This window comes from Xanthomonas sp. SHU 199, from assembly GCF_000364665.1.
GTDB lineage: Bacteria > Pseudomonadota > Gammaproteobacteria > Xanthomonadales > Xanthomonadaceae > Xanthomonas_A > Xanthomonas_A sontii.
In genome coordinates this window covers 1-13,207 of sequence record NZ_AQOI01000190.1, presented here as the reverse complement: position 1 = coordinate 13,207, position 13,207 = coordinate 1, and the positions used below count along the sequence as shown (strand labels likewise).

At 70.1% G+C, this 13,207-nt stretch carries 10 protein-coding genes and 1 pseudogene; 6 read left to right on the top strand and 5 right to left on the bottom strand.

Annotation, left to right across the window (positions count from 1 at the left end; genetic code table 11):
* Positions 1–395 precede the first annotated feature (395 nt).
* Positions 396–2,057, bottom strand: a complete 1,662-nt coding sequence (gene recN, locus D183_RS0108000; RefSeq protein ID WP_017908543.1) for a DNA repair protein RecN — start codon at positions 2,055–2,057, stop codon at positions 396–398.
* Positions 2,058–2,168: 111 nt separating this feature from the next.
* On the opposite strand from recN, the gene hrcA reads away from it, so the two are divergent.
* The 6 genes from hrcA (at position 2,169) to D183_RS0107970 (ending at position 9,771) form a co-directional block, all read left to right on the top strand.
* Positions 2,169–3,227, top strand: coding sequence for a heat-inducible transcriptional repressor HrcA (hrcA, locus tag D183_RS0107995; RefSeq protein WP_017908542.1), 1,059 nt, complete (start codon positions 2,169–2,171; stop codon positions 3,225–3,227).
* 204 nt (positions 3,228–3,431) lie between these two features.
* Positions 3,432–3,953: a nucleotide exchange factor GrpE gene (grpE, locus tag D183_RS0107990; RefSeq protein WP_010344263.1), complete on the top strand. Its 522-nt coding sequence runs from the start codon at positions 3,432–3,434 to the stop codon at positions 3,951–3,953.
* A 145-nt stretch (positions 3,954–4,098) separates the two neighbouring features.
* Positions 4,099–6,024 carry a molecular chaperone DnaK gene (dnaK, locus tag D183_RS0107985; RefSeq protein WP_017908541.1) on the top strand — a complete coding sequence of 642 codons (1,926 nt, stop codon included), beginning with the start codon at positions 4,099–4,101 and terminating at the stop codon, positions 6,022–6,024.
* Positions 6,025–6,182: 158 nt separating this feature from the next.
* The gene (gene dnaJ / locus D183_RS0107980; RefSeq protein ID WP_017908540.1) at positions 6,183–7,313 is read left to right on the top strand and encodes a molecular chaperone DnaJ; all 1,131 of its coding nucleotides are present in this window, start codon (positions 6,183–6,185) and stop codon (positions 7,311–7,313) included.
* Between the two features lie 428 nt (positions 7,314–7,741).
* Positions 7,742–8,662 carry a pyridoxal kinase gene (pdxY, locus tag D183_RS0107975; RefSeq protein ID WP_026144296.1) on the top strand — a complete coding sequence of 307 codons (921 nt, stop codon included), beginning with the start codon at positions 7,742–7,744 and terminating at the stop codon, positions 8,660–8,662.
* Positions 8,659–9,771 carry a prephenate dehydrogenase gene (locus D183_RS0107970; protein WP_017908538.1) on the top strand — a complete coding sequence of 371 codons (1,113 nt, stop codon included), beginning with the start codon at positions 8,659–8,661 and terminating at the stop codon, positions 9,769–9,771. Before pdxY ends, D183_RS0107970 begins: the two co-directional genes overlap by 4 nt.
* Positions 9,772–10,119: 348 nt before the next feature.
* On the opposite strand, the gene D183_RS0107965 is transcribed toward D183_RS0107970, so the two are convergent.
* From D183_RS0107965 to D183_RS24265, 4 genes and pseudogenes are all read right to left on the bottom strand, one after another.
* A complete protein-coding gene (locus tag D183_RS0107965; RefSeq protein ID WP_010344257.1) occupies positions 10,120–10,332 on the bottom strand; it encodes a hypothetical protein in 213 nt (70 codons plus the stop codon).
* 118 nt (positions 10,333–10,450) lie between these two features.
* A complete protein-coding gene (locus D183_RS0107960) occupies positions 10,451–12,217 on the bottom strand; it encodes an ABC transporter transmembrane domain-containing protein (protein ID WP_017908537.1) in 1,767 nt (588 codons plus the stop codon).
* Positions 12,214–12,807: an IMPACT family protein gene (locus D183_RS0107955; RefSeq protein WP_017908536.1), complete on the bottom strand. Its 594-nt coding sequence runs from the start codon at positions 12,805–12,807 to the stop codon at positions 12,214–12,216. Before D183_RS0107955 ends, D183_RS0107960 begins: the two co-directional genes overlap by 4 nt.
* Positions 12,808–12,868: 61 nt before the next feature.
* Positions 12,869–13,207: pseudogene (locus D183_RS24265) on the bottom strand (hypothetical protein); the annotation flags it as partial.

Below are 13,207 nucleotides of genomic sequence, written 5' to 3'. Positions count from 1 at the left end.
CTCACCCCAACCCCTCTCCCGGTGGGAGAGGGGCTAAGGCGTCTCCCTTCTCCTGCCTGGAGAAGGTACCCCGCAGGGGCGCGGATGAGGGTGCGGGTGCTGCCTCGTGGATCACGTCAGCGGGTCGCTCCGCGCCGTACCCTCACCCCAACCCCTCTCCCTGTGGGAGAGGGGCTAGGGCTTCTCCCTTCTCCCGTCGGGAGAAGGTGCCCCGCAGGGGCGGATGAGGTGCGGGTGTCGCCGCGTGGATCACGTCAGCGGGTCGCTCCGCGCCGGACCCTTCACCCCAACCCCTCTCCCGGTGGGAGAGGGGCTTTTGATGCTTTCAGTGACCTGTTGCGCCTGGGCAGGCCTGCACTGCCAGGCGCTGGCAGCGCTGCCCGATCGCCTGCCGCTCAGCCCGCGCTGAGCAGCAGTCGCTTGGCGGCCGCGCGGGCTTCCTTGCTGACTTCGACCCCGCCCAGCATCCGTGCCAGTTCTTCCTCGCGCTGGCGCGGGGCCAGCAACTCCACCGAGCTCTGGGTCATGCCTTCGACCGGTGCCTTGCTGACCCGGTAGTGGGCGTGGCCCTGGGCGGCGACCTGCGGCAGGTGGGTCACGCACAGCACCTGGCGCTGCTCGCCGAGCGCGCGCAGCTTCTTGCCGACGATGTCGGCGACGGCGCCGCCGATGCCCGAGTCCACTTCGTCGAAGACCATGGTCGGCACCGCGTCCAGGCCCAGCGCGGCGACCTCGATCGCCAGCGAGATGCGCGACAGTTCGCCGCCGGAGGCGACCTTGCGCAGGGCGCGCGGCGGCTGCCCGGCGTTGGCGGCGACCAGGAACTCGACCCGCTCGGCGCCGGCCGGGTCCGGCCGTTCGGTGTCGTGCGGCTCGAGCTGGATCAGGAAGCGCCCGCCGCCCATGCCCAGTTCGCCGATCAGGGCGGTGGTGTCGTGCGAGAGCGCCTGCGCGCCGCGGTCGCGGGTGGCGGTCAGGGCGGCCGCGGCGTCGCGCCAGGCCTGGGTGGCCTGGGCGATCTCGGCGTCGAGCACGTCCAGCCGCTCGCCGGCGCCGCGCAGGCTCTCCACTTCGGCGAGCAGGGCGTCGCGGTGGTCGGCCAGCGCGTCCACGCCGATCCGGTGCTTGCGCGCCAGGTCGTGCAGGCGGCCGAGCTTGCGTTCCATCTCGTCGAACTGCGCCGGGTCGGCATCCAGGTCGTCGCGGACCCGGTCGATCAGCGCCAGCGCTTCCTCCAGCTGGATGCCGGCGCTGTCGATCAGCGCCTGCACCTCGGCCAGGCGCGGGTCGTACTCGCCGACCTTGCCGAGCTCGTGGCGGGTCTGCTGCAGCAGGTCCAGCACCGCCGGCGCCTCGTCGCCGTTGAGCCGCTGCGCCGCGCCCTCGCAGGCGCCGATCAGCGCGGCGGCGTGGGCCTGGCGGCGGTGGTTGGCGTCCAGGGCGGCGATCGCCGCCGGGTCCAGGTCCTCGCGCTGCAGTTCGGCCAGCTGGTGCTGCAGGAAGCCGATGCGGTCGCTGACGTCGCCCTGCGCCAGCAGGGTCTCGCGCTCGCTGAGCAGGCCCTGCCAGCGGGCGGCGGCGGCGCGCACCGCGGCCCGCTCGGCGTCGTTGCGGGCGTAGGCGTCGAGCAGGCCGAGCTGGCTGCCGCGCGAGAGCAAGGCCTGGTGTTCGTGCTGGCCGTGGATCTCGACCAGGTGGCCGGCCAGCTCCGCCAGTTGCGACAGGGTCACCGGGCGGCCGTTGATCCAGGCGCGCGAGCCGCCGTCGGCGCGGATCACCCGCCGCAGCTGGCAGTGGTCTTCGTCGTCGAGTTCGTTCTCGCGCAGCCAGGCGCGGGCCTGGGCGGGGGGCACGAACTCGGCCGACAGTTCGGCGCGGTCGGCGCCGTGGCGGACCACGCCGCTGTCGGCGCGCAGCCCGGACAGGAAGCCGAGCGCGTCCACCATCAGCGACTTGCCGGCGCCGGTTTCGCCGGACACCACGGTCATGCCGGGGCCGAATTCCAGTTCGGTGCCGCGTACGACGGCGAAATCCTTGATCGAGAGATGTCTGAGCATGGGGTCTGCATCCGGAGCCGCGCAACGCTAGCATGCGCGGGTAGGTGGGCCAATGACTTGCCAAGCCGGCGTGCAGACATTATCTAAGGACCAGTCTCACGGGTTGATTCCATGCGCGCTTCCCCGGTCCATTCCAGCCTCGATCCGCGTGCCCGGCAGCTGCTGCGCACGCTGATCTCGCGCTACATCCGCGACGGCGAGCCGGTCGGTTCGCAGACCCTGGCCCGCCACGCCGGGCTGGACGTGAGCCCGGCGACGATCCGCAACATCCTGGCCGACCTGGAGGACGCCGGGCTGCTCAGCTCGCCGCATACCTCGGCCGGGCGCGTGCCCACCGCCACCGGCTACCGGGTGTTCGTCGACAGCCTGGTGCAGATGCGCCCGCCGGCCGAAGGCGAGGTGGCACGGCTGCGCGCGGAGATGGCCAATGCCGCCGGCACCCAGGCATTGCTGGGCAGCGCTTCGGAGCTGCTGTCGGCGATGACCCACTTCGTCGGCGTGGTCAGCGCGCCCAAGCGCGAGCAGTTCGCGTTCCGGCACATCGATTTCGTGCCGCTGGACGCGCGGCGGGTGCTGGCGATCCTGGTGTTCGCCGACAACGAGGTGCAGAACCGGGTCATCGAACCGCGCAAGGCCTACGAGCCGGCCGAACTGGAGCGGGTGGCCAACTATCTGAACCGGCATTTCGCCGGGCGCGCCCTGGCCGACATCCGTGCCAGCCTGCTGCGCGACCTGCGCCACGCGCGCGACGAGATGGAGCAGTTGCTGGCGCACAGCGTCGAGCTGGCCGAGCAGGCGCTCGCCCCGGCCGGCGACGACATGGTGCTGGCCGGGCAGACCAAGCTGATGGGCGTGCAGGACCTGTCGGACCTGGAGCGGCTGCGCGAACTGTTCGAGGTCTTCGCCAGCAAGCGCGAACTCCTGCAACTGCTCGAACGCACCATCCGCGCGCCTGGCGTGCGCATCTTCATCGGCGAGGAAACCGGCATGGTGCCGCTGGAGAGCGTGTCGCTGGTGACCGCCCCGTACATGGCCGGCGGCCAGGTGCTGGGCGTGCTGGGCGTGATCGGCCCCAAGCGCATGGACTACGACCGGGTCATCCCCCTGGTCCAGACCGCCGCCGACGTCCTCGGCGCCCGCCTGGACCCATCTCCGCCGGGCGACCGCTGAACGCACGCAGCGCTGGTCGAAGCGCCGCCGCCTCATCCGCCAGCAGGCCATCCAGCCGCGCCCGGGCGAATCCCCAATCCCCAATCCCGAATCCCCGCTTTTCAGCAGCCGAATGGCTGATCATCCCGGCCTCTCTTGAATCCGCCCGCACCGCCCACATAGGTGGTCCGGTAAGGCGGGACGTACCCCGCCAGGGACCCGGACATGACGCAAGAGCACCCCGAATTCGATTCCGAACACCTGACCGAGGCGCAGCAGCCCTCGACCGATCCGCTGCAGGCGGAGATCGAGACGCTGCGCAGCGAACTGGCCCTGGTCAAGGCCGACGCCCTGCGCGAGCGCGCCGACCTGGAGAACCAGCGCAAGCGCATCGCCCGCGACGTGGAGCAGGCGCGCAAGTTCGCCAACGAGCGCCTGCTCGGCGACCTGCTACCGGTGTTCGACAGTCTGGACGCGGGGCTGAGCGCTGCCGGCAGCGAGCCGAGCCCGCTGCGCGACGGCCTGGAGCTGACCTACAAGCAGTTGCTCAAGGTCGCCGCCGACAACGGCCTGACCCTGCTCGACCCGACCGGCGAGCCGTTCAACCCCGAGCATCACCAGGCGATCAGCCAGGCCGAGGCCGAGGGCGTGGCCCCGGGTCACGTGATCCAGGTGTTCCAGAAGGGCTACCTGCTCAACGACCGCCTGCTGCGGCCCGCTCTGGTGGTGGTGGCCAAGCACGACTGAGCGCGCCGGCCGCCCGCGCCTGAACCCGGCGCGGCGGCGGTGGAACGCTAATTTGCGGCGATGGCTTGAATGACCTGCAGCCATCCCTATATCCGAACCAGATCCCGGCACTGGCCGGCTACACGACCTTTCAGGAGTCATTGCAATGGGCAAGATCATCGGCATCGACCTGGGCACGACCAATTCGTGCGTGGCGATCATGGACGGCGGCAAGGCCCGCGTCATCGAGAACTCCGAGGGTGACCGCACCACGCCTTCGATCGTCGCCTACACCAAGGACGGCGAAGTGCTGGTGGGCGCCTCGGCCAAGCGCCAGGCCGTCACCAACCCCAAGAACACCTTCTACGCGGTCAAGCGCCTGATCGGCCGCAAGTTCACCGACGCCGAAGTCCAGAAGGACATCGGCCTGGTGCCGTACAGCATCGTCCAGCACGACAACGGCGACGCCTGGGTGGCCACCGCCGACGGGCGCAAGCTGGCCTCGCAGGAAATCTCCGCGCAGGTGCTGGAGAAGATGAAGAAGACCGCCGAGGCGTTCCTGGGCGAGACCGTCACCGAGGCGGTCATCACCGTGCCGGCGTACTTCAACGACAGCCAGCGCCAGGCGACCAAGGACGCCGGCCGCATCGCCGGCCTGGACGTCAAGCGCATCATCAACGAGCCGACCGCGGCCGCGCTGGCCTACGGCCTGGACAAGGGCCAGGGCGGCGACCGCAAGATCGCGGTGTACGACCTGGGCGGCGGCACCTTCGACGTGTCGATCATCGAGATCGCCAACGTCGACGGCGAGAAGCAGTTCGAAGTGCTGGCCACCAACGGCGACACCTTCCTGGGCGGCGAAGACTTCGACAAGCGCGTCATCGACTACCTGGTGGAAGAGTTCAACAAGGACCAGGGCATCGACCTGCGCAAGGATCCGCTGGCGCTGCAGCGCCTGAAGGACGCCGCCGAGCGCGCCAAGATCGAGTTGTCGTCCTCGCAGCAGACCGAAGTCAACCTGCCGTACGTCACCGCCGACGCGTCGGGCCCGAAGCACCTCAACATCAAGCTGACCCGGGCCAAGCTCGAGGCGCTGGTGGAGGACCTGGTCAAGCGCACCATCGATCCGTGCCGCACCGCGCTGAACGACGCCGGCCTGCGCGCCAGCGACATCACCGAGGTGATCCTGGTCGGTGGCCAGACCCGCATGCCGAAGGTGCAGCAGGCGGTGGCCGAGTTCTTCGGCAAGGAGCCGCGCAAGGACGTCAACCCCGACGAGGCCGTGGCGCTGGGCGCGGCGATCCAGGGCGGCGTGCTGGCCGGCGACGTCAAGGACGTGCTGCTGCTCGACGTGACCCCGCTGAGCCTGGGCATCGAGACCCTGGGCGGCGTGTTCACCAAGATCATCGAGAAGAACACCACCATCCCGACCAAGGCCTCGCAGGTGTTCTCCACCGCCGAGGACAACCAGTCGGCGGTGACCGTGCACGTGCTGCAGGGCGAGCGTGAGCAGGCCCGCTACAACAAGTCGCTGGCCAAGTTCGACCTGTCCGGCATCGAGCCGGCGCCGCGCGGCCTGCCGCAGGTGGAGGTGTCCTTCGACATCGACGCCAACGGCATCCTGCACGTGTCGGCCAAGGACAAGAAGACCAACAAGGAACAGAAGGTCGAGATCAAGGCCGGCTCCGGTCTGTCGGACGACGAGATCCAGCGGATGGTCGCCGACGCGGAAGCCAACCGCGAGGAAGACAAGAAGTTCCACGAGCTGGTGCAGGCGCGCAACCAGGCCGACGGCCTGATCCACGCCACCCGCAGCGCGATCACCGAGCACGGCAGCAAGGTCGGCGGCGACGTGATCGGCAAGGTCGAGTCGGCGCTGGCGGACCTGGAAACCGCGATGAAGGGCGACGACAAGGGTCAGATCGAGGCCAAGACCAAGGCGCTGGAAGAGGCCGGTCAGTCGCTGTACGCGGCCGCGGCGGCGGGCGAGCAGCAGTCGGGCGGCAACGCCGGCGGCGCGCATGCGTCCTCGGCCCACGCCGACGACGTGGTCGATGCCGAGTTCACCGAGGTCAAGGACGACAAGAAGTAAGCCGGGATTGGGGATTCGGGATTGGGGATTCGCGAAGGCCTTGGTCTGTTGGTTCCCACTCCCATCCCTGTCCATCAAGTTTGCAAAAGCGGAAGAGCCGAGGCTCTCCGCTTTTGCATTGAACGAATCCCGACTCCCGAATCTCGAATCCCCGCCCCATGAGCAAACGCGACTATTACGAAGTGCTGGGTGTGGCCCGCACCGCCAGTGACGACGAGCTGAAGAAGGCCTATCGCCGTTGCGCGATGAAGTACCACCCGGACCGCAATCCCGGCGACCAAGCCGCCGAGGCCGCGTTCAAGGAATGCAAGGAAGCCTATGAGGTGCTGTCCGACGGCAATCGCCGGCGCATGTACGACGCGCACGGCCACGCCGCATTCGAGCACGGCATGGGCGGGATGGGCGGGGGCCCGGGCGGCCCGGACATGGGCGATATCTTCGGCGACATCTTCGGCAACATCTTCGGTGGCGCCGGCGGTGGCGGGCGTGCGCCGCGGCGCGGCGCCGACATCGGCTACGTGCTGGAACTGGACCTGGAAGAAGCGGTGGCCGGCATCGAGCGCCGCATCGAGATTCCGACCCTGAGCGAATGCGAGCACTGCCACGGCAGCGGCTCGGAGGACGGCAAGGTCGAGACCTGCGGCACCTGCCACGGGCGCGGCCAGGTGCGCATCCAGCGTGGCATCTTCGCCATGCAGCAGACCTGCCCGCAGTGCGCCGGCCGCGGCCAGATCGTGCAGAATCCGTGCGGCGTGTGCCATGGCGCCGGGCGCGTGGAAGAGACCAAGGTGCTGTCGGTGAAGATCCCCGCCGGCGTCGACAACGGCGACCGCATCCGCCTGTCGGGCGAGGGCGAGGCCGGTCCGGCCGGCACTCCGCCGGGCGATCTGTACGTGGAAGTGCGCGTGCGCGAGCACCCGATCTTCCAGCGCGACGGCGACGACCTGCACTGCGAGGTGCCGATCCGCATCTCGCAGGCGGCGCTGGGCGACACCGTGCGCGTGGCCACCCTCGGCGGCGAGGCGGAGATCCGCATTCCGGCCGAGACCCAGACCGGCAAGTTGTTCCGCTTGCGCGGCAAGGGCGTGCGCTCGGTGCGCAGCCGCAGCGAAGGCGATCTGTACTGCCGGGTGGTGGTGGAGACGCCGATCAATCTCACCGCCGACCAGCGCAAGCTGCTGGAACAGTTCGAATCCACCTTCACCGGCGAGGACGCGCGCAAGCATTCGCCGAAGTCGGCGACCTTCATCGACGGGGTGAAGGGGTTCTGGGACCGGATGACGTCGTGAGGTGAGCCGGGATTAGGGATTCGGGATTAGGGATGACCAGCCTGCGGCTGTTGGAAGCCGGGATTCGGGATTGGTGATGACCAGCCTGCGGCTGTTGAGAGCCGGGATTCGTGATGGTCCCGGTGTTGTTTCCCGCAGTGCTTTTGTGGGAGGGGCTTCAGCCCCGACGCTTTACCGCCAACGCGTCGGGGCTGAAGCCCCTCCCACATTGGAATGTTTCGCGCGCTGAGCGCAGCGGAGAATTGGGAGTTTCGATGCTGGCTGTGCGTGGGCGTCTCCCCGCACCATGCCCCTGTTGCAGGAGCGGCTTCAGCCGCGACGCTTTCTCGTCGGAGCGTCGCAGCTGAGGCCGTTGTTGCTGAAAGCCCCCGCAACACGGCGCATGCACGCGCCTCTTGGCGCTCTTGCGCCGGCGCTACACTACGGCGATGAACGCTTCCGCCGACAGCTCCGCTGCAAGTCATCTCATCCATGGCCGCCGCCAGCGCCCCGACGGGCCGGTGCCGGTCGACGTCATTTCCGTGCAGTCGCAACTGGTCTACGGCCACGCTGGCAATAGCGCGGCGGTGCCGCCGTTGCGCGCGCTGGGCCTGCGCGTGGCCGAGATCCCGACCACCTTGCTGAGCAATGCGCCGTTCTATGCGACCTTGCGCGGCAAGGTGCTGCCGTCGGACTGGTTCGCCGATCTGCTGCTCGGCGCCAGCGAACGCGGCCTGCCGCAACGCGCGCGCATGCTGGTGTCCGGCTACTTCGGCAGCGTCGGCAATGGTGCCGCCTTCGCCGACTGGCTCGACGCCACCCTGCCGCAGTGCCCGACGCTGCGCTACTGCCTGGACCCGGTGATCGGCGATACGCACACCGGTCCCTACGTGGAACCGGGCCTGGAAGCGATCTTCGCCGAGCGCCTGTTGCCGCGCGCATGGCTGGTGACGCCGAATGCGTTCGAGCTCGGCCGCCTGACCGGCATGCCGGCACTGGCGCAGGACGAGGCGATCGCCGCGGCGCGCGTGTTGCTGGGGCGCGGTCCGGAATGGGTGCTTGCGCACAGCGTCGGCGGCGATGCCGGGCAATTGGTCACGCTGGCGGTGAGCCGCGAAGCGGTCTACCGCTGGTGCTCGCCATTGCTGCCGGTGGATGTCGCCGGCACAGGTGATGTGTTGATGGCGCTGCTGGTGGCGTTCCTGTTGCGCGGCGACAGCTTCGAGGCGGCGATCGGCCGCGCCATCGCCGGTGTGCACGCGGCGCTGGAGGCGACCCTGGCCGCGGACGTGGAAGAACTGGACGTGCTGGCGGCGGCGCCGGCTGCGTTGGCCACGCCGCTGCGCTTCGTCGCCGAGCGCCTGGCGTGAGCCTGCACCCGGTCGTCGGCATCGTCGGCAGTGCCGGCGCCTATGGCCGCTGGCTGAGCCGCTTCTTCCGCGAGCGCATGCAGTTGCAGGTGATCGGCCACGATCCGGCCGACCCGCAGTCGCTGGCGCCGGAGGCGCTGCTGCAACAGGCGCAGGTGCTGATCTTCTCCGCGCCGATCCGGCACACGCCGGCGTTGATCGGCGAGTACGTGCAGCGCGCCGGCGGCCGCGAGCGCGACCAGCTCTGGCTGGACGTCACCTCGGTCAAGGCCGCGCCGGTGGCGGCGATGCTGGCCTCGCAGGCGGAAGTGGCCGGCCTGCATCCGATGACCGCGCCGCCGAAGTCGCCCACGCTCAAGGGCCGCGTGCTGGTGGTCTGCGAGGCGCGGGTGGCGCAGTGGCAGGCCTGGCTGCAGCAGCTGTACGCGGCGCTGGAAGGCGAGTGCGTGCGCACCACGCCCGAACACCACGACCGGGTGATGGCGCTGGTGCAGGCGATGGTCCACGCCACGCATCTGGCCCAGGCCGGCGTGCTGCGCGAGCATGCGCCGGCGCTGGGGCCGTTGCAGGCGCTGCTGCCGTACCGCTCGGCCTCGTTCGAACTGGATACCGCGATCATCGCGCGCATCCTGGCCCTGAATCCGGCCATCTACGAAGACATCCAGTTTGGCAATCCGCATGTGGGCGATGTGCTGGACGGGCTGATCGCGCAGCTGTCGCGGCTGCGCGACCAGGTCGGTCGCGGCGACGATGCCGCACGCGCGCAGTTTCGTGCCGAGTTTCTCGATGCCAACCGGCAGGCGCTGGGCGAGGCGGCGATCGCGCAGGGCAACTACAGCTATGAACGGGTGGGGTACTTGCTCGCCGATCTGACCGAGCAGGCCACGCTCAGCGTGTACTTGCCGGAAGACCGCGCCGGCTCGCTGCGCGCGCTGTTGCACGTGTTCGAGCGCCATGGGGTGAATCTCGCTTCGATCCATTCCTCGCGCACGCAGGCGGGCGAATTGCATTTCCGGCTCGGCTTCGATCCGGCCAGCGATGCGGGGGCGGTGCGTGGCGCGGCGGCGGAGATCGATGCCAGTGGGATCGGGCGGGTGCTGGCGGGGTGAATTGCATCGAACGCCGTCGCGGCTGAAGCCGCTCCTGCAGGAACTTGCGGCGAGTGGGCTGGGGCACTGTGGGGGACTTCAGTTCCGACGCGGTGCGCGATCGGAACGCGCACCGCTTCGCTCGTCGCGGCTTCAGCTGCGCTCCAGAACATATGGACGCACGACGCCCACCTCCAGATTCATCCACAGCGCATGTGGATGGCCACTGCGCAAACATGTGGATAACCCGCGGCGCGCCTTGCGGGACAAGCCTGTCAAGCCGTGTGGCGAAAAATTCACCAGCTTGCCGCCAGCACCCCGAACGCCAGTGGCGATGACGGGGCATGGCGGCACAGCGTGGTGACGACGCTAGACCGCGGTCAGGGTCAACTCGCCGCCGGTGGTGACGAACTGCTGGCCGCGGCGGATCAGCTTACGGCCGTCGGCCAGTTCGTAGCGCAGTCCGCTGTCGGCGTGCGGGTCGTGCTGCGCCTGCTGCTGGCGCGGCGCATCGTCCTGGAACTCGGTGATCAGATAGGCCTCGCCGTCGGGACCGAGGGCGGGCAATTGGCGAAAGGACATCGGAAGCCTCCTGTCGAACGCTGCATCGAATGCGGGACGCCGGAGCGGCGGCCGCGGGCGCGCGGCCGCAGCGCAGACGCGGTCCGACCGTAGTCCCGCCGTCGTTAGCGCGGCGTGCTCAGTCGATGAACTGCAGGCGAGCGAGTTCGGCGTACAGCCCGTCCTGCGCCAGCAGCTCCGCATGGGTGCCCTGGGCGACGATGCGGCCGTGGTCCATCACCACGATGCGGTCGGCCTTCAGCACGGTGGCCAGGCGGTGCGCGATCACCAGGGTGGTGCGCCCGGCCATCAGCCGCTCCAGCGCCTGCTGCACGGCGTGTTCGCTCTGCGCGTCCAGGGCGCTGGTGGCCTCGTCCAGCAACAGGATCGGCGCGTCCTTGAGCAGGGCGCGGGCGATGGCGATGCGCTGCTGCTGGCCGCCGGACAGGCGCGCGCCACGTTCGCCCAGTTCGCTGGCATAGCCCTCCGGCAATTGCCGCAGGAACGCGTCGGCTTCGGCCGCGCGCGCGGCGGCCTCGACCTCGGCCTCGCTGGCCTCGAGCCGGCCGTAGCGGATGTTGTCGGCGGCGCTGGCGGCGAACAGGGTGGGGTGCTGCGGCACCAAGCCGATCGCCGCGCGCAGTTGCGACGGGTCCAGCGTGCGCAGGTCCAGGCCGTCCACCTGCACGCTGCCCGATTGCGGGTCGTGGAAGCGCATCAGCAGCGCCAGCACCGTGCTCTTGCCGGCGCCGGAGGGGCCGACCAGGGCCACGCTCTCGCCGGGCCGCACGTGCAGATCGAAGCCGTCCAGCGCCGGGTGATCGGGGCGCTGCGGGTAGCGGAAGCTGACGTTGTCGAAGCGCACCTCGCCGCGAAGCGGCTGCGGCAGCGCGCGTGGCTGCGCCGGCGCGACGATCTCGGGGCGTTCCTGGAACAGTTCGGCGATGCGGCCCATGCCGCCGGCCGCGCGCTGCAGGTCGTTCCAGACCTCGGCCAGCGAAGCCACCGAGCCGCCACCGAACATCGCGTACAGCAAAAACTGGCCGAGCGCGCCCGCACTGAGTTCGTGGGCGGCGACCTCGTGCGCGCCCAACCACAGCACCAGCACGATAGCGCCGAAGATCAACACGATGGCCGCGGCGGTGATCAGCGCCTGCGCGCGGACCCGGCGCCGCGCCACCGCCACGGTCTGCGTCAGCGCCTCGCCGAAGCGGCCGCGTTCGTAGCCTTCGCGCGCGTACGCCTGCACCGTGCGCACAGCGCCCAGGGTCTCGGCGGCCAGGGTGTTGGCGTCGGCGACGCGGTCCTGGCTGGCGCGCGAGATCTTCTGCAGGCGCCGCGCACCGAGCACGATCGGCAGCACCGCCACCGGAATGCCGAGCAGGGTGTAGGCGGCCAGGTGCGGGCTGGTCACGCACAGCATCACCACGCTGCCGACCGCGGTGACCGTGCTGCGCAGCGCCACCGACATGGTGCTGCCGATGACCCCGCGCAGCAGTTCGCTGTCGGCCGACAGGCGCGAGACCAGTTCGCCGCTGCGGTTGCGGTCGTGGAAACCGGCATGCAGCCCGATCAGATGCGTGTACAGGCGTTCGCGCAGGTCGGCGACCACCTTTTCGCCGAGCAGCGACACGAAGTAGAAGCGAGTGGCGGTGGCCACGGCCAGCACCACCGAGACCGCGAACAACAGGGCGAACGACTCGTTGATGAGGCCGACGTCCTCGAAGCCATGATCGATCATCTGCCGGACCGCGACCGGCAGGCTCAGCGTGGCGCTGGAGGAGATCGCCAGCGCCACCAGCCAGGCGATCAGCAGGCCGCGCCGGCGACGCACGAACGGCCACAGGGTGCGCAGGCTGCCGAGTCTGCGCAGCGACTTGGCCTGGTCGGCCGACGGGGTGTTCATGCGGGGGCGGGTTCCGAACAGCGGACCCGATTGCGAGTGGCGTCGCGCAGGCGGGTTTTCAAGGCGTCGACGCGATCGCGGGGCAGGCGCAGGCGCAGTTCGGCGCCGCCGGCGTCGAAGCGTTCATCGAGTTTTTCCGCGGCGCAGGCGCTCAGCGCGGCATGCACCGCGCCCAGGTCGTCGAAGCCGCAGTGCAGGGTCAGCAGGCTCAAGGCCAGCAACGGTTGCCGCGGCGCCAGGCGCAGGCATTCGGCCGCGCTGCCGCCATAGGCGCGGACCAGGCCACCGGCGCCGAGCTTGATGCCGCCGTACCAGCGCGTGACCACCACCACCACGCGGTCGAAGCCCTGGCCGTCGATCGCGGCCAGGATCGGCCGGCCGGCGGTGCCGGCGGGCTCGCCGTCGTCGCTGGAACGGTATTCGTCGCCGTGGCGGTAGGCCCAGCAATTGTGGGTGGCGTCGGCGACCATCACCTGCTGCACGAATGCCAGCGCTGCGCCGGCGTCGGCGATCGGCGCGGCGTGGGCAATGAAGCGGCTGTGCTTGATCTCCACGCTGTGGCTGACGGGGTGCGGGAGCGTGTCGGGCATCGGCGGCATTGTAGACGAGGTGCGCTGCCGGCCTGCGGCGCAGGCGCCGGCAGCGCGCGGCTCAGTCCTGCAGCAGCGGGCGCAGGTCTGCAGGCACCGTGCGGTGCGGGTGGGTGCGCTGGAAGCGCAGCAGGCTGGCGCGGGCGACGTCCAGTTCGCCGCCGTCGCGGCGCTCGCGGATCCGTTGCAGCCAGCGCCGCGGAGGCAATTGTGCATCGGCCTCCACGGCCACTTCCACTGCGGCCGCCAAGACGCCAGCGGAGGATCGGGGCTGCGCCGATGCGGCGGCGGGCGCGGCAGACGACATCGAAGGTTGCAGCGACAGCGCCTCCGGCGACCCGGTCGCTGCCGCCTGCGCGCGCGCGGCGGCCGCCGGCTTGGCTTGGCGGGCGTCGTCGGT

Bases quoted from the DNA above. Each gene is read 5' to 3' on its own strand.
- D183_RS0107955 (WP_017908536.1), bottom strand. From the start codon at position 12,807: ATGCCCGACACGCTCCCGCACCCCGTCAGCCACAGCGTGGAGATCAAG.
- hrcA (WP_017908542.1), top strand. From the start codon at position 2,169: ATGCGCGCTTCCCCGGTCCATTCCAGCCTCGATCCGCGTGCCCGGCAG.
- pdxY (WP_026144296.1), top strand. From the start codon at position 7,742: ATGAACGCTTCCGCCGACAGCTCCGCTGCAAGTCATCTCATCCATGGC.
- D183_RS0107960 (WP_017908537.1), bottom strand. From the start codon at position 12,217: ATGAACACCCCGTCGGCCGACCAGGCCAAGTCGCTGCGCAGACTCGGC.
- dnaJ (WP_017908540.1), top strand. From the start codon at position 6,183: ATGAGCAAACGCGACTATTACGAAGTGCTGGGTGTGGCCCGCACCGCC.
- dnaK (WP_017908541.1), top strand. From the start codon at position 4,099: ATGGGCAAGATCATCGGCATCGACCTGGGCACGACCAATTCGTGCGTG.
- D183_RS0107965 (WP_010344257.1), bottom strand. From the start codon at position 10,332: ATGTCCTTTCGCCAATTGCCCGCCCTCGGTCCCGACGGCGAGGCCTAT.
- recN (WP_017908543.1), bottom strand. From the start codon at position 2,057: ATGCTCAGACATCTCTCGATCAAGGATTTCGCCGTCGTACGCGGCACC.
- grpE (WP_010344263.1), top strand. From the start codon at position 3,432: ATGACGCAAGAGCACCCCGAATTCGATTCCGAACACCTGACCGAGGCG.